This is a genomic window from Labrenzia sp. R5_0 (assembly GCF_017743835.1).
Taxonomy (GTDB): Bacteria; Pseudomonadota; Alphaproteobacteria; order Rhizobiales; family Stappiaceae; genus Roseibium; species Roseibium algicola.
This window is the reverse complement of sequence record NZ_JAGHRK010000002.1, coordinates 1,310,321-1,332,776: the sequence shown is the minus strand read 5'-3', so window position 1 is coordinate 1,332,776 and position 22,456 is coordinate 1,310,321. Positions and strand designations below refer to the sequence as shown.

Sequence of the window (22,456 nt, the reverse complement as noted above, 5' to 3'; positions counted from 1 at the left end):
CGGAACGGTCATCGCTTTCGCGGGTGCAAACTGCTTTGGGTATCAGGAGGGAGGGGCCATGGACAACGGGCACAAGACCGGGAACGGGGTCTCCACGGCCATCTGCGGAACCGCGCCTGTTCCTGCCGAAGAGATCGAAGCGATCTGCGCGCAATTCGGCAACGACAAGCACCGAATGCTCGACATCCTGCGCGAGGTGCAGGACCGCTACCGCTGCATTGCCCCGGCCACCATGGACCATGTTGCCGCCGCTACCGGTCTCACCCGGATCGAGGTGGAGGGCGTTGCCAGCTTCTATTCCTTCCTCTCCCTGGCGCCGAAAGGCAGGGTCACCATTCGGCTGTGTGACGATATCGTCGACCGGTTCTCCGGGGTGTCAGAGGTTGCCTGTGTTTTTGAAGAGGAGCTTGGGCTCAAAATCGGCGAAACCAGCAACGACGGTGCATTTTCGCTGGAATACACTCCCTGCATCGGCATGTGCGATCAGGCGCCAGCCGCGATGGTCAACGACATCGTCCTGACGAAACTGACGCCGGAGACCGCGCGCAGCGCCGTGCAGGCGCTGAAGGCAGGCCGCAGCCCGGAGCAGTTGATCAGCGAAAGGTTCGAGGCGCTGACACCTTCCGAACGCGCCTTGCATATGGTCGACAACAACATCCGCCATGCGGGTGCAGTGCTGCTGGGGCCTGTTCCAGAAGATGCCGGCCTTGCCAAGGCGGCCACGATAACACCGACGCAGATCATCTCCGCGATCGAGGAAAGCGGGTTGCGCGGCTGCGGCGGCGCGGGCTTTACCACCGGCCGGAAATGGCGTTTTGCCGCCAGCGAGCGTGCCGAAAAGCATTTCGTCATCTGCAATGCCGATGAAGGCGAACCGGGCACCTTCAAGGACCGCGTTCTCCTGACCGAACGGCCGCATCTCCTGATCGAAGGCATGACTATAGCGGCAAGGGCTGTCGGTGCGCGCGAGGGCATCCTTTATCTGCGCGGCGAATATGTCTATCTGCGCGAGCTTCTGCTTCAGGTGCTGGAAGAACGACGCCGGCGCGGTCTTCTCGGCAAGGACATTCTGGGCGTTAAGGGCTTTGATTTCGATATCCGCCTGCAGCTTGGCGCGGGCGCTTATATCTGCGGCGAGGAAGGTGCGCTTATCAGCTCCTGCGAGGGCCTGCCGGGCGAACCCAAGACGCGGCCGCCGTTCCCGGTTAACCGCGGCTATCTCGGGTATCCGACGGTGGTCAACAACGTGGAGACCTTCTGTCATGCCGCGCGCATTCTCGACAAGGGGGCGGCATGGTTCAATGCCATGGGCATGGAAGGCTCGCACGGCACCAAGCTCCTCTCCGTCTGTGGCGATTGCCTGAACCCGGGCATCTACGAACTGCCTTACGGGCACACGGTCCGGGAACTGCTGGCGATGGTCGGCGGCGAGGATGCCGCCGCGGTTCAGGTTGGCGGACCGAGCGGCACGATGATCGCCCGCGACAGCTTTCACCGCAAACTGACGTTCGACGACCTTGCGACCGGCGGGGCGATCATCGTCTTCAACGGCGAACGCAACGTTCTGGAAATCGTCGAATACTACATGTCCTTCTTCGTGCATGAGAGCTGCGGCTATTGCACGCCCTGCCGGGTCGGCAACGTCTTCCTGCAGAAGGCGATCCAGAAGTTCCGCAAGGGGCTCGCGAACCCGGAGGACATCGACTACCTCAAGGACCTCTCCGGTACGATCATCGAGACCAGCCGCTGCGGTCTCGGCATGACGTCTCCCAACCCGGTTCTCACCACCTTGAAGAACTTTCCGCTGGTCTATTCGGCGGTGATCAAGCCGAGCAAGGACGGCATCCGCGATACGTTCGACATCCAGTCGGCCATCGACGGGGCACGCAAGATCGCCAAGCGCCGCTCCTATATCTTCGACAAGGATTTCACCCAATGAGCGGCACGAAGAGAGAGACCGGCTTCACCTTCACCATCGACGGGGTGGAGATCACCGCCTATGCGGGCCAGACCATCATGGAAGCGGCCGACGAGGCCGGGGTCTATATCCCGCGCCTGTGCGATCACGAAGGCCTGCGCCATCAGGGCAGTTGCCGGGTCTGCACGGTGAAGGCGGGCGGGCGCAGCGTTGCCGCCTGCACCCAGCCGGCGGCGCCGGGGCAGGCGGTGGAAAACGAGACACCGCGCCTGACCAAGATGCGCCGCGACCTGGTTGAAATGCTGTTTCACGAGGGCAATCACCTTTGCCCGATCTGCGAGGCCAGTGGCAATTGCGAGCTTCAGGCCATGGCCTACCGGCTCGACATGACGGAAGCCACCAGGTTTCCCTATCTGGAACCGTGCCGGGCGCTGGATGCCTCCCATCCCGACATCGCGCTCGACACCAACCGCTGCATTTCCTGCGGGCGCTGCATTCGCGCCTCCCAGGACGTCGATGGCAAGGGCATCTTCGGTTATGTCGGCCGCGGCATTCATCGTCGGGTCGCGGTCAACGGCGAGAACCTTGCCGATACCGATGCCGAGGTGACCGATCACGCGATTTCGGCGGAAGTCTGCCCGGTCGGCTGCATCATCCGCAAGCGCGTCGGCTTCGCCGTTCCCATCGGCGAGCGGGAATTCGATCATGGCCTGATCGGTCACAACATCGAGGAGAAGCGCAAATGAGCGAGCTGCCCAAGGCCCGGATCGCGACCGCTTCTCTTGCCGGCTGTTTCGGCTGTCACATGGCGATCCTGGATATCGACGAGCGCCTGATCGAGCTGATGCAGCTTGTCGATGTCGACCGCTCGCCGCTTACCGACAAGAAGCGCTTCACCCAGCGGTGCGACATCGGCATCATCGAAGGCGGCTGCTGCAACGAGGAAAACGTGCATGTGCTGCATGACTTCCGGCGCAACTGCGATGTGCTGATTGCGCTCGGCCAATGCGCGATCATGGGTGGGCTGCCGGCTATGCGCAACGCGATCATGCATTCCGACGCGCCGCTGCGCGAATGCCTGGACGAGGCGTATATCACCGGCAAATACATCCGCAACACGACCCACAACGTGCCCAACGACCCGGCTCTGCCGCTGCTTCTGGACGAGGTTTATCCGTGTTCCCAGGTGGTGGAGATCGACTACCAGATCCCCGGCTGTGCACCCAGTGGGGACATCATCTTCGACACGCTTTCCAAGCTGCTGACCGGCAAGTTCCGGGGCTTCGAGCGTGAAATGATCAAGTTCGACTGAGGGTGATGGCGATGACTGAACCCAGACTGATTGAAATCTCTCCCGTCACCCGCGTGGAAGGCCACGGCAAGGTGACGATCCACCTCAATGCGGAAAACGAGGTGGATGAAGCCCGGCTGCACATTGTCGAATTCCGCGGCTTCGAGCGGTTCATCCGCGGCCGGCTGATGTGGGAAGTGCCGGTGATCGTTCAGCGGCTTTGCGGCATTTGCCCTGTCAGCCACCATCTGGCGGCAGCGAAAGCCATGGACATGATCGCCGGTGTCGACCAGTTGACGCCGACGGCGGAAAAGATGCGCCGGCTGATGCATTACGGCCAGGTGATGCAGTCCCACGTGCTGCACTTCTTCCACCTGGCAGCGCCCGATCTGCTGTTCGGCTTCGGTGCGCCTGCGGAAAAGCGCAACATCTTCGAGGTGATCAAGGAGAATCCGGAACTCGGCAAGCGCGCCGTCCTGATGCGCAAATACGGGCAGGAAATCATCGAGGCGACGGCAGGCAAGAAGGTGCACGGCACCGGCGCCATTCCCGGTGGTATCAACCGCAATCTGCCCATTGAACGGCGGGATCATTTTCTTGCCTCGGTGGACAGGATGATCGAATGGTCCCTGGATGCGGTGAAACTCGCCAGGAACTACACGCTGGAGCATGAAGACCTGGTCGCCGAGTTCGGTTCGTTCCCCTCCAACTACATGTCTCTGGTGCGCGAGAGCGACGGAGCTCTCGATCTCTATCACGGCAACCTGCGGGCTCTCAGCTCCACCGGAGACATGATCTTCGATCAGGTGCCTTACACGAAATATCACGAGCTGATTGTCGAGGACGTGCGCTCCTGGTCGTACATGAAATTCCCTTTCATCACGACGCTTGGTCCGGATGTCGGCTGGTATCGGGTCGGGCCATTGGCACGCATGAACACGGCAGCCTTCATCGACACGCCTCTTGCCGATGCCGCTCTCAAAGACCTCAAGGCCGTGACGTGCGGTACGCCGAACAATTCCACGCTGGCCAATCACTGGGCGCGGATGATCGAGGTTCTGCATTGCGTGGAGAAGATCCGGGAGCTTCTGAACGACCCGGATCTGCAAGGAACGGATCTGATTGCCAAGGGGGACCGGCGCGAGGAAGGCATCGGCGTGATCGAGGCTCCGCGTGGCAACCTCATCCACCATTACAAGGTCGATGAACATGACCAGGTTACCTATTGCAACCTGATCGTCTCCACGACCCATAACAACGAGGGCATGAACCGCGCGGTGAAGGATGTCGCGGTCAAGCATCTTTCCGGCAAGGAGCAGATCACCGAGGGCATGCTCAACCATGTCGAAGTCGCGATCCGCGCCTATGATCCATGCCTTTCGTGTGCCACCCACGCTCTCGGTCAGATGCCGCTGCAGGTGGAGCTGTTCAATGCGGATGGCGCGTTGGTCGACAGCCGGACGCAGTGTGTGTGAGCGTGGGAGGTTCGACGATATGACAGCCTCTCAGATCGTCCACCCGGACGCAGCAAAGCGGAGATCCGGGATCAGCGAGTTCGATACTCTCTTTCGGGAAATGAATTGCCGAGAAATCTGTGCCCCCCCGATCCCGGCCCGCGCTGCGCTTGGCCGGGATGACGAGGGAGAGAAATTGTGTGCGGCAACGTTTCATCTGTCTGAAGAGAGGACGTCTTCATGCTTCTGATCGGATATGGCAATCCCGGGCGGGGCGATGACGGGCTTGGGCCGGCCTTGTCCGAGACTATCGCCGCGCGCGGATTGCCGGGGTTGGAGGTCGATACCGATTATCAGCTCGTCGCCGAACATGCGCTGGCGGTCTCAGAGCACGACGTGGTGATCTTCGTTGACGCGGAGATCGGTGCCGCGGGACCTTATTCGTTCCGGGAAATCGCGCCGGGTGCACTGGAAGTGCTTGGCAGCCACAGCCTGATTCCGCAGACTGTTCTGGCGCTTTGCGATACCCTTTATGGCGCCCGACCGAAAGCCTTCGTGCTAGGTATCTCCGGCTATGAATTTGGTGAGGTAAAGGAAGGGCTGTCCGACAAGGCAACTGCCAATCTGGCTGCAGCCGAGGCTTTCTTGCTGGAGTGGCTGCAAAAGGCAGATCAGCAGAGGGAGGCAGCCCATGCATGAAATGTCACTTTGCGAGAGCATACTCGACATTTTGAAGGATCAGGCGGCGAAGGATAGCTTTACCCGGGTGAAGCGGGTCGCGGTCGACATCGGACCGCTGTCTTGCGTCGAACCAGAGGCGCTGAAATTCGGATTCGACGTCGTCATGCGGGGCTCACTCGCCGAAGGCGCCATACTGGAAATTTCCAGGCCTTCAGCCGAGGCGCTGTGTCTTTCCTGTTTCAAGACCGTGCAGGTGAACGCACGGTTCGATTGCTGCCCGGAATGTGGTTCGGAAGCCCTGCAGGTTGTCAGTGGGGAAGAGCTGAAGATCCGGGAACTGGAGGTGGTGTGATGTGTACGGTATGCGGTTGCAGCGGCTCTCACGAACATGACCATGAGCATCACCATGGACACGCCCATTCACATGACGCAGGTCATGTCCATTTCGGCGAAGGGGAAGCCGGCGTTTCCGTTCCGGGCATGAGCCAGGCACGGCTGATCCAGATCGAAACCGATATTCTGGGCAAGAACAATTCCTATGCGGACAACAATCGTGCCTTGCTGGCCGCAAAAGGCGTTCTGGCACTCAATCTTGTTTCAAGCCCCGGCTCCGGGAAGACAACGCTGCTTGTTGAAACCTTGAAGCGGATGGCGGGCAGGACCCCGGCTGCGGTCATCGAAGGCGATCAGCAGACGTCAAACGATGCCGAGCGGATCCGGGAAACGGGAGTACCTGCCATTCAGATCAACACCGGCAAGGGGTGCCATCTGGATGCGCATATGGTGGGTCATGCCTTGGAGAAGTTGCCGCTGGACGAAGGCAGCGTGCTTTTCATCGAGAATGTCGGCAACCTGGTCTGCCCTGCGGCATTCGATCTCGGCGAAGCCTTCAAGGTGGTGATCCTTTCGGTGACTGAAGGCGAGGACAAGCCGCTGAAATACCCCGATATCTTCGCCAACGCCGACCTGATGATCCTCAACAAGACCGACCTTCTGCCGCATGTCGATTTTTGCGTCGGTGCGGCGATCCGGAATGCACGACGGGTCAATCACAAGATCCAGGTCCTGCAAGTGTCGGCGCGCACTGGCGGTGGCCTGGAAGGCTGGCTAGTCTGGCTGGACGGTGCCTTGAAGATGCAGGCAGCGCACGCACGCGGTCTTGCTGCGGAATAGGAGTTCTCCGTCATGTGTCTCGCCATTCCCGCAAGGGTGGTTTCCGTCGATAGCGACGACATGGCAACCGTCGCTCTGGAAGGGATCCGGAAACCGGTCTCGACAGCTCTCCTGGAGGAGGTTGCCGTTGGCGACTATGTGCTCGTCCATGTCGGCTATGCCCTGCACAAGCTCAGCGAGGAGGAAGCCGAACGGACCCTTCAGCTTATGGCGGAAGCCGGCGTTCTTGCCGAGGAGCTGGAGGAGATGGCGGGCGAGCCGGTGGTGGGGACGGGCGCATGAAATACATCAAGGAATTTCGGGACGGCAAACTGGCGCAAAAGCTTGCCCTTGCAATCCGGCAGGAAGCTGATCCGGACCGACGCTACCATCTGATGGAATTTTGCGGTGGGCATACTCACGCCATTTTCCGTTACGGAGTGCAGGATCTGGTTCCGCAAAATGTCGAGTATGTGCATGGGCCGGGCTGCCCGGTCTGTGTCTTGCCGGTACGGCGTCTTGATGATGCGATCGAGCTGGCACTGAAGTCGAATGTGATCCTGACCACCTATGGCGACATGATGCGGGTGCCGGGCACCAAGCAGAAGAGCCTGATCCGGGCCAAGGCCGAAGGCGCCGATATCCGGATGGTCTATTCGACCCAGGATGCCCTGCGGATTGCGCGCGAAAATCCGCAACGGCAGGTGGTCTTTTTCGCCATCGGCTTCGAGACGACGACGCCGCCAACGGCGGTCGCGATCCTGCAGGCAAAGGCGGAAGGCCTGAAGAATTTCTCCGTCTTCTGCAATCACGTTCTGACACCGCCTGCCATCGCCCATATCGTCAACGCTCCGGCAGAGCCAGGGGAGCCGCCGGTTAAGATTGACGGTTTCCTTGGGCCTTCTCACGTCAGCTCGGTTATCGGCTGGGCGCCGTACCAACCGGCAGCGCGGGACTTCAGGAAACCTGTCGTCATTGCCGGCTTTGAGCCGCTCGACGTGATGCAGTCGACCCTGATGCTGATCCGCCAGATCAACGAAGGCCGGCATGAAGTGGAAAACCAGTACACCCGGGTCGTCACGAAGGAAGGCAATCGCAAGGCCCAAAGGCTGGTTGACGACGTTTTGGAGTTGCGCCGGACCTTTGAATGGCGCGGGCTCGGCTATGTTCCTGACAGTGCCCTGAAAATCCGAGAAGCCTATGTCGACTTCGATGCTGAAGAGCGTTTTGCACTCAGCCCGAAGGAGTCGCGCGAAGTCAAATCCTGCGAATGTCCCGCGATCCTGCGCGGGGTGAAGAAACCGACGGAATGCAAGCTGTTCGGCACGGTCTGCACGCCGGACAATCCGATGGGGGCCTGCATGGTTTCCTCTGAAGGTGCCTGCGCCGCATACTGGACCTACGGCCGCAAGCGCGAGGCGATTGCCGCCGCCAAGGGAGCCGCGGCGTGACCAGCATCGATCCGCAGGCAAAATTCCGTACCGGCGCTGTCGATATGACCCATGGCGGCGGCGGCCGGGCCATGGCCGTCCTGATCGAGGACCTGTTTCACCGGCATCTGAAAAATACAATCCTGGACCAGGGCCATGATGCGGCGGTGCTCGAAGTGCCGCCAGGACGGCTCGTCATGTCGACCGATGCCCATGTGATCTCGCCGCTGTTCTTTCCAGGTGGCGATATCGGATCGCTTTCGGTCCATGGCACCTTGAACGATGTGGCCATGGCTGGTGCAAGGCCAGTGTCGCTCACCGCGAGTTTCATACTGGAAGAAGGGTTCCCGCTGGCTGATCTGGAACGGATTGTCATATCCATGGCGCGCGCAGCCCGTGAAGCCGGAGTGCCGGTGGTTTCCGGCGATACCAAGGTGGTTGAAAAGGGGAAGGGCGACGGGGTCTTCATCACAACGACCGGTGTTGGCGTTCTGCCGGAAGGCGTCTCGATTTCTCCCGCTGCGGCCAAGCCAGGTCAGGCGGTTCTTCTGTCCGGTACCATTGGCGATCATGGTGTGGCCATCCTGTCGAAACGGGAAAACCTGACCTTCGAAACCGAAATCCAGTCCGACAGTGCAGCGCTGCATGGCCTCGTCGGTTCGATGGTCGACGCGGTGCCGGGCATTTCGGTTCTGCGGGATCCAACCAGGGGGGGACTGGCAACTGCGCTGAACGAAATCGCCCATGCTTCGAAGGTTGGCGTGATGCTCGACGAGGGTGAGATCCCCGTTCGCCCGGATGTGGAAGGGGCCTGCGAGCTGCTCGGTCTCGACCCGCTTTACGTCGCCAATGAAGGCAAGCTGATCTGCATTTGCGAGGCGTCTGATGCAGACCGGTTGCTGGAGATCATGAAGGCTCACCCGCTGGGTCAGAACGCTGCGAAGATCGGCGAAATCGTGGAGGACACCGATTGCATGGTGGTCATGAAGACCGGCTTCGGCGGCTCCCGTGTTGTCGACTGGCTCTCGGGTGAGCAGCTGCCGCGCATCTGCTGAGGGCCGCATTGGCCCCAAGACTCTTTCCCAATCCGATGCTTGGCATCCCGGTTTGGCGCAGCCAGGACGGGATCCGGTACACACCGGCCTTTGTGTTCCTCCAGAAGAGGCTGCTTTGTTTTCTCAGCCAGGGACTTGAGAGGACGCGCTCGCAGCGCGACTCATGACCGGGTTCCGGATCTGCGGGCGGCTGCGCCTTCCTGGTCCGGAATGAGGGTGAGGGGGTAAGAAGATTGGTGGAGCTTGTCCCTATCCGCCCTTTACCTTCAGCTTGCCATTGTCCTTCTTGTCCTGGCCATCATTGGCCCATGTGATGCGCAGGTCCAGGCGGGACTGGTCGTCTTCCGTGGTGGCTGTCACCCTGATGGCCAGCAGACCTTTCGGGTGCAGGGTAATCTCGCCGGTGTCGTCACCGAATTGCAGCTCGCCCTTTGCAATACCACGCTTGACGGCGTCGAGCAGTTTCTGGATCGATTTCCTGTCCTGCAGGGACTGGTGCCGGAAACGGCCCTTGCGTTCCATCATGACGACAATCCGTGTTGCTGGAGAATGTGCGCCGGATTGAACAGCTTGGCGTGGGGATAATCCCGGCTGATGCCGACGATGTTGCCATCCGGGCAGATGATCGTGGCGCCGGTGCCAATGCCTTCAAGGCCTTCGGAGCTTCTGGAATGCCGGTCGAGCGTGATGTCCGCTTCCAGATGCAAGAGGCCGTGCTTGGACGTCAGCTCCTGTCCGCTGTGCCTGTTGACGTGCCCCTGTACCAGCATCCTGATGCCGGCAAGATGGAGATCGTCTACGCCGGTTTCGGTCAGGGGATGGTCCACATCCCGGTATTTCGTGCGCATCAGATTGGCGATGGTGCCGGAGTAGAACACGAAGGGATCCTTCCGGCTTTCCTTCCGAAAGCGGCGATTGACGTGGGCCACACCTTTTGCCGAAATCTGGGACGCCATGTGATCATCGATACCGGCATGCACGAACAGCAACGATCCGCTCTGATGCACCGCCTTGAGGCTTTGAAAGAACCAGGCGTAGCGTCCGCCGGGTTCAACGAAGAGTTCCCGGCATTTGAGCGCGGCAGCATACAGCTGACGAGTGGTAAGGCCGACTTCGGCGGCGTGTTCCGCGAACTTGTCCGCCTTCTTCTTAAGCCGCTGCATTTCCTTGCGGATGGCCGCGTCACTCAGATAGCGTGAGGCTGCCTTCGGAAATTGTCTGGTCCACTTCTTTCCCGGAACCATCAGCGACAGGCAGGTTTCCTCGTCGGGCAGCATGGCGAGGTTGGCCGAGCTGCCGACATACCGCTCGTGTACTTCCTTCAAGAGCGGCATCACCTTCTTGCCCATGCGAACGAACATATGGGCGTTGAGCGAGCTGCGCTTGACCGTCAGGGCTTCGAGACCGAGGTAAAGCCGCAGGTCGTGGTTGCCGGCGAGGATGACGACATCGGCGCCGGTTTTCAGCAGCGCGCTGAGGCTGTCGAGAAGGTCCAGATTGCTGGGGCCCTTGTCCAGGCAATCGCCGCCGATGATGAACTGGCAGCTTCGGCCGAAGGGCGTCAGGTGAAAGTCGCTCAGACCGTCTCCATTGCGCTGGATTGCTCGTGCCGCCGTCAGGGATCTCAACAGGCTTTCCGCATCCGCATGCAGGTCGGAAATGAAGATTACCGGCTTTTCCGGCCAGTCCCAGGGGCCAAGAGCATTTGCCCGGGCAAGGCTGCCGACAACACCGGGAAGGGTGCTTTCGGTGGTGAACTGGCCGAGGGGCAGATTCCCGATGGGCGCCAGTGGCCAGGGGACACAGCTTTCGGGCAGGCCGAGATCAATGGCTTCCGCCTGGTCCATCGGCGGCAGTAGCGGGGTCAGTGGCAGATGGGTCATCATGGCAGCAATCCGGTTCAATCCGTTGCGGTTTCAAGTGGCTGTCGCAGTTTCCAGTCACCCCGGTGGTGCACCCAGGTGCCGTCGCTCTCCAGTTTCAGGACGACGGCGCGCGCGTGGTGCATGCTGAGCTGGCGGATCTGATCAAACGTCAGCACACCCAGGCAATGGGCGGCATGTCGTATGGAAGCGCCGTGGCCGACGAAGATCCGGGCACCGGGTCCTGCCTCGTCATCCAGATCTGTCATCTTCTGATCCAGGAACGCAGCCACCCGCTGTCCGGCTTCCATCAGGCTCTCAGCGCCCTGAACCGGCAGTCTGTGGTGGCTGTTCGACTTCCAGTCGCCCGGCAGCGGGGCGGTGCGTGGATCGTCTGCTATCACCTGCTCGATTTCCCGCAAGGTCAGGTTGGCAAGGGCACCGACACTGCGTTCGGCAAGAGCTTCATCCTCGGTGATCGTGAAGTCCGATCCAAGGACCTCACCAAGCGACTGGCCAAGAAGCGCTGCCGTCTGCCAGGATCTGAGCTGGCGTGAGCACAAGATCTCCGGTGTCAGCTGGAACCCTTCCTGCCGCGCGATGTCTGCAATCTCGGCGCCTAGCTCTTGTGCCTGCACCTTGCCTGCATCGGTCAGGCCATAGGGCTGCAGGGCACTCGGCGTGTCCGGTTTTTGATTGTAAGCGCCATGACGCACCAGGATGGCGAAGCGGTCTGTCATGGCGTTTGTCCCAGCAGCTCTGCACCGGCTTCAAACAGGGCGTCGAAATCGATCAGTCCCTTCACTTCCCACACCTGAACACCTTCGAGCGCCCCCAGGTAGGCCTCTGTGTCGAGCGGTGTTTTCATCGGCCAGAACGGGCCTTGCGGCGTCTGGTAGAACGGGCCGGGGTTCTTCATGATCGCCGAAAGAAGATCCGGCCGATCCTTCAGATCCGTCTTGCTTACTTCGGTCGCGTCGGCGCTGTCGCGGGACCAGTTCAACACCCAGAAATCTGTCAGGCGCGCATCGTGGGAAATGCGCCCGGGGCCATAGATGTCATCGATGAAGAGGTCGTATTTTTCTTCCAGGTGCCAGAGTTCGTCCGGTTCCAGGTTGCGCAGTTCCTCTTCGCGCTCCTCGTCGATAAGACCGGTCAGCCGTGCATTGGTGACGATGGTGCCCGGGTTGATGCGCGGCAGTTTCGGAATGCCGAGCGCATCGGTACTGTTGCCGGCATTGCGCACGAGAAGGCGGTCGTTGGTGACATACTGCGTGCCGGTGAGTTCCATCAGGCGCAACATCGAGGTGGACTTGCCGCCGCCGGAAAGGCCCGATATCGCAAGCCCCCTGTTGGGGGTGCGGACAGCCGCTGCATGACAGGCGACCCACCCCTGCCGCTGGAAGTGATTGAGAAACTGGGTGTTGATGAAGTTGATCACCTGGTTGGGGTGATCGTCCGTAGGGCCAAAGGCGATCGCCCAGTCGGGGGATTGCAGGAACTGCAGACCCGTGCGGACCTTCAGGATCAGGCGCCCGTTTTCAAGGTCGCAGACCGCATCCTTGCGGCCGGACTTTCCCGTTTCCCGCTCCCAGTCGGTGTACTCCGGGTCGAAGGGCAGTTCCATGGATCCGAGCACATGGACGATCCTGTCCGGTTCGCTCGGCGCGGAAATCACATGCTGGAAATAGCGCAGCAATTCGGCCAGAAGCGCCGAAGAGGTGCATCTTACCTCGACCACATGGCCGCCGACCGTGAGGCACACCGGATCGCAGTTTCGCGTTTCCCGAGCCGGGGAAAGAGCGTCGACAACGTCCTGGACGGTTATGCCGGTCATCCGCGCACCTTTTCAATTACATGGTTGGCGTAAAGCTTGGCAGCGTCGATGCCGGCGCCTTCCAGAGCTCCCTTGAAACCACCGAAGGCCGAGACCTCGAACACGACCGGTCCGTTGTCCGTCAGGCCAACATCCACGGTGGTGAAGTCGAGATCGAACGGTTCCTGCGCGCGGCGCGCCAGTTCGATCAGGTCGGCATCCGGTTCGAACGGTTCGTATTTGCCGCCGTGAAGGATGGTCGTGTTCCAGCTGTTTGTCTGGGCAACGCGGGCATAGGTGCCGAGATAGGACCCGCCGAGGAAAACCATGCCGAGGTCCCTGCCGGAAAGATTGACCTTCTTCTGCAGGTACATCACCGGATTGTCGGCCTTGAACGCGGCAATCTTGTGCCGGAGGGCTGTTTCGCCTTCGGCGGCATCCATCAGCGTCATGCCGCGGGCCTTTGTCGAAAACAGGGGCTTGAACACCGCACTGCCGAACCGCAGGACGGCGGCCAGGGCTTCGTCTTCGCTTTCGCTCACGCAGGTGGCTGGCATGGGAATGCCTGCATTGGCCAGTGTCACGGTGCAGCTCAGCCGGTTGACCAGGCCGAGAATGGACCTTGTGCTGGAAAAGACCTTGGTGTCGCTGGCCTCGGCAAGGCGCAACATCTCCAGCCGGTCCAGCGTTGCGGGGCTGTAGGTCTGGCTGATCTTCTTGACCACGATGCCGTCGAGGCTGCAAAGATCGATCTGCCCAGCCATCAGCGCCCTGGCTTCCAGATCCAGAACGACGTCGGCCATGTCGACCACGCAGCGAAAACCTGTTTGTGCTTCCAGGGCGTCCGCCAGAACTTCCGTCGACCATTTGCCGGGTATGCCGACAACGCCGATCCTGAGGTCAGTCAACGAAGATCTCCTTCATTTGCAGGCGGAACCGGGCCTCGGCGCCAGGCGGGCAGGCAAGGGCCTGTTCGATCAGGTAGCGGGCACGCAGCCACATGCGCCGGGCATGGGACTTGTCCAGAATGAACCGCGTCGATGTGGCAAAGGACCGGGCAAGGCCAAGGGCAAGCCGATATTCGAACGTGTCGTCACCCTGTTTGCGGGCGAAGGCTCTTACGGATTTGTAGAATGCGAGAGAGACATCGCTGATCCGCCGGCGTGTTTCCCTGTCGAGCACCTGAAGCCGGTAGTTCGAGACCATGAACACGGACACGTCCTGAACGTAGTCCATGTAGCGGGAGCGATGCAGATCGACGAAGTGGATCCGGTTCTCGCCGGGGTCATAGATGATGTTGTCGACGTTGAAGTCACCGTGGATATAGACGGAAAAGGGAGCGGTTACCCTTGCCTCGCGGTCGGCTGCCTCGGTGATCAGGGCGTCGAGCGAGGGAAGGGTCTCTCCCGCGAAATGGATGCCGGTTTCCTTGAATTCCGGGTGAACCCTGCGGACGTCACCAAGGCGTTTGCCAAGTTGCTGCATGCTGCCGAGATCCGCCGGTTCTGCGGTCCGCGTCTGCTTCCAGACGTCTTTCAGCGTGCGGGAAAGACTGGCAAGTGCCTGGTTGCGCAGGGCGTCGCCTTCGTTCAGGACGATGTGCTCGAAGGTCAGGCCAGGCAAATGTTCGATCAGGAGCGCTGCCGACTGGTCGCGTTTGCGGTAGGACAGGATTTTCGGGGCAAGGCCTGGATAGATGGAATGCCAGCTTTTCACGCCCTGGCGCTCTTCCTTGACCTTGCTCTTGTCGCCATCCTTGAAGACCGCCGTAACCGTTTCGGTCTTCTTGTCCTTGATGGCGGAGATGGAACTTCCCGACCTGGTTTCGGCAATCGTTTCAATGGTGACATCGTCGCTGGCCGTGTCCAGGTCCGACATCAGGCTTTGCAGGGCGAAATAGCGTTCGAAATTGACTGCCTGTCCGATGTTGGCGGAAATCAGCGCTTCGCTTATGGCCCGCAGGGATTCGCCCATGCGCTGGAATTCGCTGGCGACCAGCAGGCTGTTGGCGATGTCGGCCGGCAGCCGGTCCGGGTTGCGCATGTCGCGTGTGTAGGCCTTGAAGAGCTTGCGGTAGTCAGCCTCGATCTTGTTCTGGAGCTGGCCGATCTCTATGGCCTTTTCACTGTCCCTGCTGAGAAGGGCGTCCTCGATGCGGGCGACGCCTTGCCGGACACGACTGACGATCGCGGGATAACGTTCAGGCTCAAGCGTGACAAAGGTCTCGATGCGCTCTGCATGGCGCAAGGATTGGCGCACCAGGTTGGCGATGCGCTGAAGATCGGTGGCGACAAACTCAAGGCTGCGCAGGGTAAGATGTTTGCGATCGTTCTTTCTGGCTCCGGCCATCTGCTGGACACAGGCCGCAAGGATCCGGCTCTTCAGGTTATGGGCGTATCCGGCACGGTCCATGATCCGGCGTGCCGTCGCTGCCGTCGGTTCCTTGAAGAAGGCTTCAAGCTGTATGAGCTGACCATCGATTTCCGCGCACAGAAAACGGAGATTTTCCCGAATGGTCTTTGGGGCATTAATCATTATGGGGTCCGAGATAGACTTCGGGCTCCCGCGTACAGCCAAGTGAAAACAGTTTTGTGACATAAAGCGGACGTAGCTGTTGAGCTTCGTCGAAACCTATCCAGCGTGTCCCGACCTGATGCGGGTCCGGGCGTGGTCCCAATACCGGTTGGTAGTCTTCGGCAACGCTGCAGGCGAAAATGAAATCGAGCTGGTGCTGATATTCTCTTGCGGCCTGTTTGCGCCGATGAACTTCCGCCACATGCATCAGGTGCAACACGGTGATTGCGGCACCGATTTCTTCCACGCATTCGCGCTTCAGGCAGGCTTCAAGCGTTTCGCCCGGGTCCTGCTTGCCGCCGGGCAGAGTGAAGTACCGGCCTTTGACGGGGTGTCGCTTGTCTTGCACCAGCAGCCGGTCACCCCGGCGGATAAAGGCTCTTGGTGTTGAGCGGATGACGGGCCGAAACACGGCACCTTTTAGGGGCGCGTCACTTGCGATGGATCTCGCTCCCTGTTCAGGCCTGCCGGTTCGGGACCTGCCAGACCGGCTGGCGCAGCTTCTGTCAGGGGCCCGCTTCGGCTTTCAGCAGGGCCGTGATGGGACGAGTATAGGTGAGTCGCTCACCGCGAGCGAACCGATCTTCGACTGTTCACGGTTTCAAGTGGTTCCAGCCCGCTCAGATATCCGGCCCGCTCAGATATCCGGCCCCATGGCGCGGCCTTCTGTCGAGGGGTCGATGTCGTTGCGCAATTTCTCCAGTGCGCGCATGCGCTCCTGGGCACGCTTCTGGTTCTCGCGGGTAACACCGGTGATGAGCACTTCGGCAATCGCCATGAGCGCCAGCGAGGAGTCCCATGGGGAGGGGACCGCGACGCGGGCTGGCAGAACGAAGGTGGCGATGCGGCCGACCGGTGACATCCAGCTATCGGTGACAAGGGCCACTGTGGCACCCTGACGGGCTGCGGCTTCGGCAAACTGGATGATTTCAGCCTGGTAGCGCCGGATATCGAAAACGACGACGACGTCCTTCGGACCGATGCCGATGAGCTGGTCCAGCCAGTTGCCCTGCTGGCCGGCGACGTGATTGACGTTGGCCCGGACGATCCGCAGATGCGCCGCCATGTAACGGGCAAGGCCGTCGGTAAAGCGGCCCCCGATCAGGTGCACATGCTTGCGTTCGTCCGACAGCAGCTTGACGAGGACGGTGAGTTCACCTTTCGGCAGATGGGCAAAGGTCTCGCGCACGTTTTCCAGAAGCTGGCTGACATGGGGGTCGCCGACCGGGTCGTCTTCCATGTTGGCACTGCGGGCGAGTGGCGAATTCAGCTGGCTTTCCAGTTCGCCGCGGAGTTTTCGCTGAAACTCGGCGAATCCGGGAAAGCCCAGGCGGCCGACGAAGCGCAAGATGGTGGGGGAACTGACCCCCGCGGCCTCTGCAAACTGGGCGACGGTGCCCAGTCCCTGCATCGGGTAATTGGCCAACAACGCATGCGCCGCCTTCTTTTCCGTGGCGGTGAATTCGTCCAGACGGTCGCGAATATCTTCCAGAAGAGGACGTTCCATGGGCGTCGGCCTTTATGACGGTCCGCGGCACTGAATTTCATTTGACAGCCGCTGCAATCTGCGTATCAAATATTACAGAAGTTAGTTAAGTCGGCAATCCTGTAATAAACATTACAAAATGCAGGGCCGATCTTTCAGGGAGTAGGGAATGGGTTCGAATCCCCAGACCGGAGGAATGACTCGGGCTGTCGCCGTTGAAAATGCGGAGGGAGCGGGGCCTTTCGTTTTTGTCTGCGATCACGCTTCCAACTTCTTTCCGCCCCCCTACGATACATCGCTCGGGATTACCGATGCGGACAAGATTGCGCATATCGCGTGGGACCCGGGAGCGCTCGGCGTTGCCAGGGGGCTGGCCAAGAGCCTTGATGCGCCGCTGGTGCATACCACTGTCTCGCGCCTGATCATCGACTGCAATCGTGAGGAAAACCGGCCTGACCTGATCCCGTGCCTCAGCGAAACCACCAAGATTGCGGGCAACCAGGACCTGTCGGCCGATGAGAAGACCTTCCGTCTGGACCTTGCGCACCGGCCGTTTCACGACGCCATCGACAATGTGATCAGCCAGCGTCTCGAGCGCGGGCTGCCGACAGCGGTGGTCTCCATCCATTCGTTCACGCCGGTCTACAAGGGCCAGTCCCGTCCCTGGGAAATCGGCCTCATCTACGACAAGGACCGGCGTCTTGCGGATCCGGTCCTGGAGGGCCTGAAGGCCAAGGGTGGCCTGACCGTTGGAGACAATGAGCCGTACGCTCCGTCCGATGGTGTCTATTATACAATCCGTCGGCACGGCGAGGATCGCAAGCTGCCTTGCCTGATGATTGAAATCCGCAACGACGAAGTGAAGACCTCGGCAGAAGAAGCGCAGTGGAGCGATCTTCTGGCGCCCCTGCTGGAGCACGCCGCGCAAGCCGTTGGCGGGCAGACGCAGGGAGAAGCCCATGCTTAAGGCGGCCCGCGTCTATATCTGCATCGTCGACGGCTTCAATCGGGGTCTCGGCAAGATAATCATGTGGGGGGTCTTCGTCATGGCGGCGATCCTTCTGTGGTCGTCGATCTCCAAGACCTTCTTCAATCCATCGCTCTGGACACTGGAAGTCGCCCAGTTCGCGATGGTTGCCTATTACATTCTGGGCGGGCCCTATTCCATACAGCTCGGCTCCAATGTGCGCATGGATCTGTTCTATGCCGAGTGGAGCGCCAAGAAGAAGGCCTGGTTCGATGCCTTCACGGTGCTGCTGCTGATGTTCTATCTCGGTGTGCTGCTCTATGGCGCGCTGAATTCCACGGCGTACTCGCTTGGCTATTTCGGCAAGGACTCGCTCAGCTTCTGGTGGGACCTGTTCGTTTCCTTCATCACCGGTGGTCCTGACGCGGCAGCTGAAAAGCTCGGCTATATCGAGCGCAGCCCGACGGCCTGGCGGCCCTATCTCTGGCCGGTCAAACTCATAATGATCATTGGATTTGTTTTGATGCTGCTGCAGGCCGTCTCGGAATTCATCAAGGATATCGCCCTGATCAAGGGAGAGACGCTCTGATGTCATACGAGATGATCGCTCTCCTGATGTTCTCGTCGATGATGCTGATGCTCCTGACGGGGCAGCGCGTTTTCGGCGCTATCGGTGGCATTGCCGCAATCGCCGCTCTGGCCCTTTGGGGCACTGGCGGTGGCGACATTCCTTTCTCCGCGGCCATGAAGCTGATGAAGTGGTATCCGCTGCTGACGCTGCCGATGTTCATCTTCATGGGCTATGTGCTGTCGGAAACCAAGATCGCCGACGACCTCTACAAGATGTTCCACGTGTGGATGGGCCCGCTCAATGGCGGTCTGGCTATTGGCACGATCCTGCTGATGGTCCTGATTTCCGCCATGAACGGTCTGTCGGTTGCCGGCATGGCCATCGGTGCGACCATCGCCTTGCCGGAACTCCTGAAACGAAAATACGACAAACGGATGGTCACGGGGGTAATCCAGGCCGGGTCGTCGCTTGGCATTCTGGTGCCGCCGTCCGTGGTGCTGGTGCTTTATGCGATGATCGCGCGCGCTCCTGTCGGCCAGCTCTGGCTGGCGGGGGTCGTTCCTGGTCTGATGATGGCAGCCATGTTCGTCGTCTACATCGCGATCCGCTGCAAGATCCAACCTGAACTCGGCCCTGCGCTGACGAAAGAAGAGCGCGACGCCTCCAAGGACGAGAAATATCATCTGCTTCTGGCAGGCATCCTGCCGATCATCATCTTTGCGGTGATGATGGTACCGTTCGTCAAGGGCTACACCAGCCTGGTGGAAAGCTCGGCCATTGGTGCTCTGGCCGCCCTGGTGGCTGCCATCATCCGTCGCCGGATGACCTGGGATATCCTGAAGCTTTGCCTGAAGAACACGCTCGGCATTTCGTGCATGTTCATGTGGATCATCCTTGCCGCCCTCGGGTTTGGCGCGGTGTTTGACGGTCTGGGCGCGGTCAAGGCCATCGAGAGCCTCTTCACCGAACAGCTCGGCCTGTCGCCGTGGATGATCCTGATCCTGATGCAGCTGTCCTTCCTGGTGATGGGCACCTTCCTGGACGATACGGCGATGCTGGTCATCGTGGCACCGCTTTACGTGCCTCTGGTCGCAAGCCTTGATCTGGGCATGCCGGCGGGCGAAGTTCTGATCTGGTACGGGGTGCTCTACACGATCACCACGCAGATCGCCTACATGACACCGCCCTTTGGCTACAATCTATTCTTGATGCGGGCGATGGCGCCCAAGGAAATCAGCATGCGCGACATCTACGGTTCGATTACGCCGTTTGTCGCGGTGATGGTCCTGGCGCTCGTCCTCGTCATGGTTTTCCCGCAAATTGCCCTGTGGTTGCCGGATCTGGTTTACGGCAGGTAGCGAGGAACGGGACAAGAAGACAACGTCCGGAGGAAAAACGGAGTTGGACCGCGGACTTACGAGAGCCGGAAAACGGCCGCACCGCTTTAGCTGAATGTGAAACTTAGGGGAACTTGAGATGACCAACAGACGTGAGTTTCTGAAAAAAGCCGGTATCGGCACTGCCGCCGCCGCCGGAGCGACCACCCTTGCGGCTCCGGCCGTGCATGGCCAGTCGCAGATCAAATGGCGCCTCCAGACCTATGCCGGTCCGGCGCTCGCCGAGCACGTGATCAAGCCGCATATCGATGCCTTCAACAAGGCCGCCAACGGCGAGATGGTGATCGAGCTCTACACCGCCGACCAGCTGGTGCCGACGGGCGAACTGTTCCGCGCCATGCAGCAGGGCACGATCGATGCCGTTCAGTCGGACGACGACAGCATGGCGTCCCCGACCGAAGTCACCGTCTTTGGCGGCTACTTCCCGTTCGCTTCCCGTTATTCCCTCGACGTGCCGGTGCTGTTCAACCAGTACGGCCTGAAGGAAATCTGGGAAGAGGAATACGCCAAGGTTGGCGTGAAGCACATTTCCGCAGGTTCCTGGGATCCGTGCCACTTTGCCACCAAGGACCCGATCCGTTCTCTGAAGGATCTTGAAGGCAAGCGCGTCTTCACCTTCCCGACAGCCGGCCGTTTCATGAGCCAGTTCGGCGTCGTGCCGGTCACCCTGCCGTGGGAAGACATCGAGGTTGCCGTTCAGACCGGCGAACTCGACGGCATTGCCTGGTCTGGCATCACCGAGGATTACACCGTCGGCTGGGCGGATGTGACCAACTACTTCCTGACCAACAACATCTCGGGTGCGTGGGCTGGTTCGTTCTTCGCCAACCAGGAGCGCTGGAACGAGCTTCCCGATCACCTGAAGACCATGCTGCAGCTTGCCATGGATGCGTCGCACTACTATCGCCAGTGGTGGTACTGGGGCGGTGAAGCCAACCTGCGCGTCAACGGCACCAAGATGGAGCTGACCTCCATTCCGGACGCCGAATGGGCAACGGTTGAAGAAGCCGCCATGGCCTTCTGGGACGAGATCGCAGCTGAATCCCCGACCAAGGCAAAGGTCGTGGAGATCTTCAAGAAGTACAATCAGGACATGAAGAAGGCCGGCCGGCCTTACCGCTATTCCTGATAGAAACCCGGACCGTGCCGGCCATCGGCAGGCACGGTCAGATCTGCCGGTCCGGAGCGACCCCTCCGGACCGGGATTTTTCGGAATTAAATTCTCGACCGCTCAACCTGGAACAACCGTAAAATGCCTGGCAACCTGACCTTTGATGCACTGAAGTCTCTCGTCTCATCCGGCGAGCTCGACACGGTGCTGACCTGTATCGTCGACATGCAGGGACGGCTGATGGGCAAGCGTTTCCACGCCCAGCATTTCGTCGACAGTGCCTATCACGAGACCCATTGCTGCAACTATCTGCTGGCAACCGACCTGGAGATGTACACGGTCGAAGGCTATGCGGCGACGAGCTGGTCCGGCGGGTACGGCGACTATGTCATGAAACCGGATCTTTCCTCCCTGCGGCGGGTGCCGTGGCTGGAAGGCACGGCCATGGTGATGTGCGATATCCTCGATCACCACACCCACAAGGAAGTGCCGCATTCGCCGCGTGCGATGCTGAAATCGCAAGTCGCGCGTCTGGAGGAACTTGGGCTGACGCCGATCATGGCGACCGAGCTGGAGTTTTTCCTGTTCGAGAAAAGCTTTGAGGACATGCGCAAGGGCGGCTACCGCGATCTGGAGCCGATTTCAGGTTACAACGAAGATTACCACATCCTGCAGACCACCAAGGAAGAGGATGTGATGCGCCCGGTGCGCAATCACCTCTATGCCGCCGGCATCCCGGTCGAGAACACCAAGGGTGAAGCCGAAGCCGGGCAGGAAGAGCTCAACATCAAATATGCACCGGCACTCGACACGGCCGAATATCACACCATCGCCAAGCATGCGGTGAAGGAAATTGCCTGGGCAAAAGGGCGTTCCGCGTCGTTCCTTGCCAAGTGGCATCATTCCCGCGTCGGGTCATCGTCCCATGTGCACCAGTCGCTGTTCGACAAGGACGGCAACAACGTCTTCGTGGATGCCAAGGGCGAATACGGCATGTCCGAGACCATGCGCCACTACATCGCCGGGCTCATCAAGTATGCGCCGGACTATACCTATTTCCTGGCGCCCTACATCAACAGCTACAAGCGCTTCCAGAAGGGCACCTTCGCGCCGACCAAGACCGTGTGGTCGGTCGACAACCGCACCGCCGGCTTCCGGCTCTGCGGCGAAGGCACCAAGGGCCTTCGCGTCGAGTGCCGCATCGGCGGTTCCGACCTCAATCCCTATCTGGCACTGGCGGTTCAGATTGCTGCCGGCATCAAGGGCATGGAAGAGAAGCTGGAACTCGACGCTCCGACCACCGGCGACGTCTACGACGCCAAGAAGGCGAGGGAAATTCCGCACACTTTGCGCGAGGCCCGCGAGACCCTGCGCAAGTCGAAATTCCTGCGTGAAGCGTTCTCCGACCAGGTGATCGACCACTATTCCCGCGCCGCCGAATGGGAGCTGGAGGAGTTCGACCGCGTGGTCACCGATTACGAGATTGCCCGCGGCTTCGAGCGGGCGTAAGAGGCGATGAAGCACTAGAAGGCAAGCTGCTTGGTTACCCCTCATCCTGAGGAGGACCACTAGGTCCGTCTCGAAGGATGGGCGGCACACCGGACAAGCGGCCCATCCTTCGAGACAGCGCTCGCGCGCTTCCTCAGGATGAGGGAGGCGGGTGCTGAAAAACAAGAAATCGGAGCCAACCA

The 22,456-nt window shown here is 60.3% G+C and carries 23 protein-coding genes; 15 read left to right on the top strand and 8 right to left on the bottom strand.

The genetic code is table 11. The features are described from left to right. The first annotated feature begins 58 nt into the window (after positions 1-58). The 10 genes from J7447_RS14965 (at position 59) to hypE (ending at position 8,981) form a co-directional block, all read left to right on the top strand. Entirely contained in the window at positions 59-1,939 is a 1,881-nt protein-coding gene (locus tag J7447_RS14965; protein WP_209170075.1) for an NAD(P)H-dependent oxidoreductase subunit E, read from the top strand. Then, on the top strand, positions 1,936-2,664 hold the full coding sequence (locus J7447_RS14960; protein ID WP_209170074.1) for a 2Fe-2S iron-sulfur cluster-binding protein: 729 nt from the start codon (positions 1,936-1,938) through the stop codon (positions 2,662-2,664). Before J7447_RS14965 ends, J7447_RS14960 begins: the two co-directional genes overlap by 4 nt. Beyond that, positions 2,661-3,230 carry an NADP oxidoreductase gene (locus J7447_RS14955; RefSeq protein ID WP_055656289.1) on the top strand — a complete coding sequence of 190 codons (570 nt, stop codon included), beginning with the start codon at positions 2,661-2,663 and terminating at the stop codon, positions 3,228-3,230. Before J7447_RS14960 ends, J7447_RS14955 begins: the two co-directional genes overlap by 4 nt. Before the next feature lie 11 nt (positions 3,231-3,241). Then, a complete protein-coding gene (locus tag J7447_RS14950) occupies positions 3,242-4,684 on the top strand; it encodes a Ni/Fe hydrogenase subunit alpha (protein WP_209170073.1) in 1,443 nt (480 codons plus the stop codon). Positions 4,685-4,903: 219 nt separating this feature from the next. Continuing rightward, on the top strand, positions 4,904-5,362 hold the full coding sequence (locus tag J7447_RS14945; protein ID WP_209170072.1) for a hydrogenase maturation protease: 459 nt from the start codon (positions 4,904-4,906) through the stop codon (positions 5,360-5,362). Beyond that, entirely contained in the window at positions 5,355-5,696 is a 342-nt protein-coding gene (gene hypA, locus J7447_RS14940) for a hydrogenase maturation nickel metallochaperone HypA (protein WP_055656282.1), read from the top strand. Before J7447_RS14945 ends, hypA begins: the two co-directional genes overlap by 8 nt. Beyond that, the gene (hypB, locus tag J7447_RS14935) at positions 5,696-6,517 is read left to right on the top strand and encodes a hydrogenase nickel incorporation protein HypB (protein ID WP_286189145.1); all 822 of its coding nucleotides are present in this window, start codon (positions 5,696-5,698) and stop codon (positions 6,515-6,517) included. Before hypA ends, hypB begins: the two co-directional genes overlap by 1 nt. 12 nt (positions 6,518-6,529) lie before the next feature. Further along, positions 6,530-6,799 (top strand): HypC/HybG/HupF family hydrogenase formation chaperone, encoded by a 270-nt coding sequence (locus tag J7447_RS14930; RefSeq protein WP_168692214.1) that lies wholly within the window; start codon positions 6,530-6,532, stop codon positions 6,797-6,799. Then, entirely contained in the window at positions 6,796-7,947 is a 1,152-nt protein-coding gene (gene hypD / locus J7447_RS14925; protein WP_168685142.1) for a hydrogenase formation protein HypD, read from the top strand. Before J7447_RS14930 ends, hypD begins: the two co-directional genes overlap by 4 nt. 44 nt (positions 7,948-7,991) lie before the next feature. Next, positions 7,992-8,981 carry a hydrogenase expression/formation protein HypE gene (gene hypE / locus J7447_RS14920; protein ID WP_209170159.1) on the top strand — a complete coding sequence of 330 codons (990 nt, stop codon included), beginning with the start codon at positions 7,992-7,994 and terminating at the stop codon, positions 8,979-8,981. Positions 8,982-9,230: 249 nt separating this feature from the next. Here the strand turns inward: hypE and J7447_RS14915 are convergent, their stop codons facing one another. From J7447_RS14915 to J7447_RS14880, 8 genes are all read right to left on the bottom strand, one after another. After that, positions 9,231-9,506 (bottom strand): amphi-Trp domain-containing protein, encoded by a 276-nt coding sequence (locus J7447_RS14915; protein ID WP_152505618.1) that lies wholly within the window; start codon positions 9,504-9,506, stop codon positions 9,231-9,233. Then, positions 9,503-10,867 (bottom strand): metallophosphoesterase family protein, encoded by a 1,365-nt coding sequence (locus J7447_RS14910; RefSeq protein ID WP_209170070.1) that lies wholly within the window; start codon positions 10,865-10,867, stop codon positions 9,503-9,505. Before J7447_RS14910 ends, J7447_RS14915 begins: the two co-directional genes overlap by 4 nt. Positions 10,868-10,881: 14 nt before the next feature. Then, a complete protein-coding gene (locus tag J7447_RS14905) occupies positions 10,882-11,583 on the bottom strand; it encodes a histidine phosphatase family protein (RefSeq protein ID WP_209170069.1) in 702 nt (233 codons plus the stop codon). Beyond that, entirely contained in the window at positions 11,580-12,680 is a 1,101-nt protein-coding gene (locus tag J7447_RS14900; protein WP_055656270.1) for an HprK-related kinase B, read from the bottom strand. Before J7447_RS14900 ends, J7447_RS14905 begins: the two co-directional genes overlap by 4 nt. Further along, positions 12,677-13,567 carry a GAK system ATP-grasp enzyme gene (locus J7447_RS14895; protein WP_209170068.1) on the bottom strand — a complete coding sequence of 297 codons (891 nt, stop codon included), beginning with the start codon at positions 13,565-13,567 and terminating at the stop codon, positions 12,677-12,679. Before J7447_RS14895 ends, J7447_RS14900 begins: the two co-directional genes overlap by 4 nt. Beyond that, positions 13,560-15,194: a phosphotransferase gene (locus J7447_RS14890; RefSeq protein WP_055656266.1), complete on the bottom strand. Its 1,635-nt coding sequence runs from the start codon at positions 15,192-15,194 to the stop codon at positions 13,560-13,562. The genes J7447_RS14895 and J7447_RS14890 overlap by 8 nt, the downstream gene beginning before the upstream one ends. After that, positions 15,187-15,582 (bottom strand): NUDIX domain-containing protein, encoded by a 396-nt coding sequence (locus J7447_RS31535; RefSeq protein ID WP_353653797.1) that lies wholly within the window; start codon positions 15,580-15,582, stop codon positions 15,187-15,189. The genes J7447_RS14890 and J7447_RS31535 overlap by 8 nt, the downstream gene beginning before the upstream one ends. A gap of 288 nt (positions 15,583-15,870) precedes the next feature. Continuing rightward, complete coding sequence (locus tag J7447_RS14880; RefSeq protein ID WP_209170066.1) at positions 15,871-16,740, bottom strand: MurR/RpiR family transcriptional regulator; 870 nt, start codon at positions 16,738-16,740, stop codon at positions 15,871-15,873. A 148-nt stretch (positions 16,741-16,888) separates the two neighbouring features. Here J7447_RS14880 and J7447_RS14875 point away from each other — a divergent pair, with 148 nt between their 5' ends. The 5 genes from J7447_RS14875 (at position 16,889) to J7447_RS14855 (ending at position 22,274) form a co-directional block, all read left to right on the top strand. Beyond that, the gene (locus tag J7447_RS14875; protein WP_209009322.1) at positions 16,889-17,686 is read left to right on the top strand and encodes an N-formylglutamate amidohydrolase; all 798 of its coding nucleotides are present in this window, start codon (positions 16,889-16,891) and stop codon (positions 17,684-17,686) included. Further along, complete coding sequence (locus tag J7447_RS14870; protein ID WP_023003095.1) at positions 17,679-18,275, top strand: TRAP transporter small permease subunit; 597 nt, start codon at positions 17,679-17,681, stop codon at positions 18,273-18,275. The genes J7447_RS14875 and J7447_RS14870 overlap by 8 nt, the downstream gene beginning before the upstream one ends. Next, positions 18,275-19,615 carry a TRAP transporter large permease subunit gene (locus J7447_RS14865; RefSeq protein WP_023003096.1) on the top strand — a complete coding sequence of 447 codons (1,341 nt, stop codon included), beginning with the start codon at positions 18,275-18,277 and terminating at the stop codon, positions 19,613-19,615. The genes J7447_RS14870 and J7447_RS14865 overlap by 1 nt, the downstream gene beginning before the upstream one ends. A gap of 118 nt (positions 19,616-19,733) precedes the next feature. Then, positions 19,734-20,783, top strand: a complete 1,050-nt coding sequence (locus J7447_RS14860) for a TRAP transporter substrate-binding protein (RefSeq protein ID WP_023003097.1) — start codon at positions 19,734-19,736, stop codon at positions 20,781-20,783. A 123-nt stretch (positions 20,784-20,906) separates the two neighbouring features. Continuing rightward, positions 20,907-22,274, top strand: coding sequence for a glutamine synthetase family protein (locus tag J7447_RS14855; RefSeq protein WP_209170065.1), 1,368 nt, complete (start codon positions 20,907-20,909; stop codon positions 22,272-22,274). Positions 22,275-22,456 lie beyond the last annotated feature (182 nt).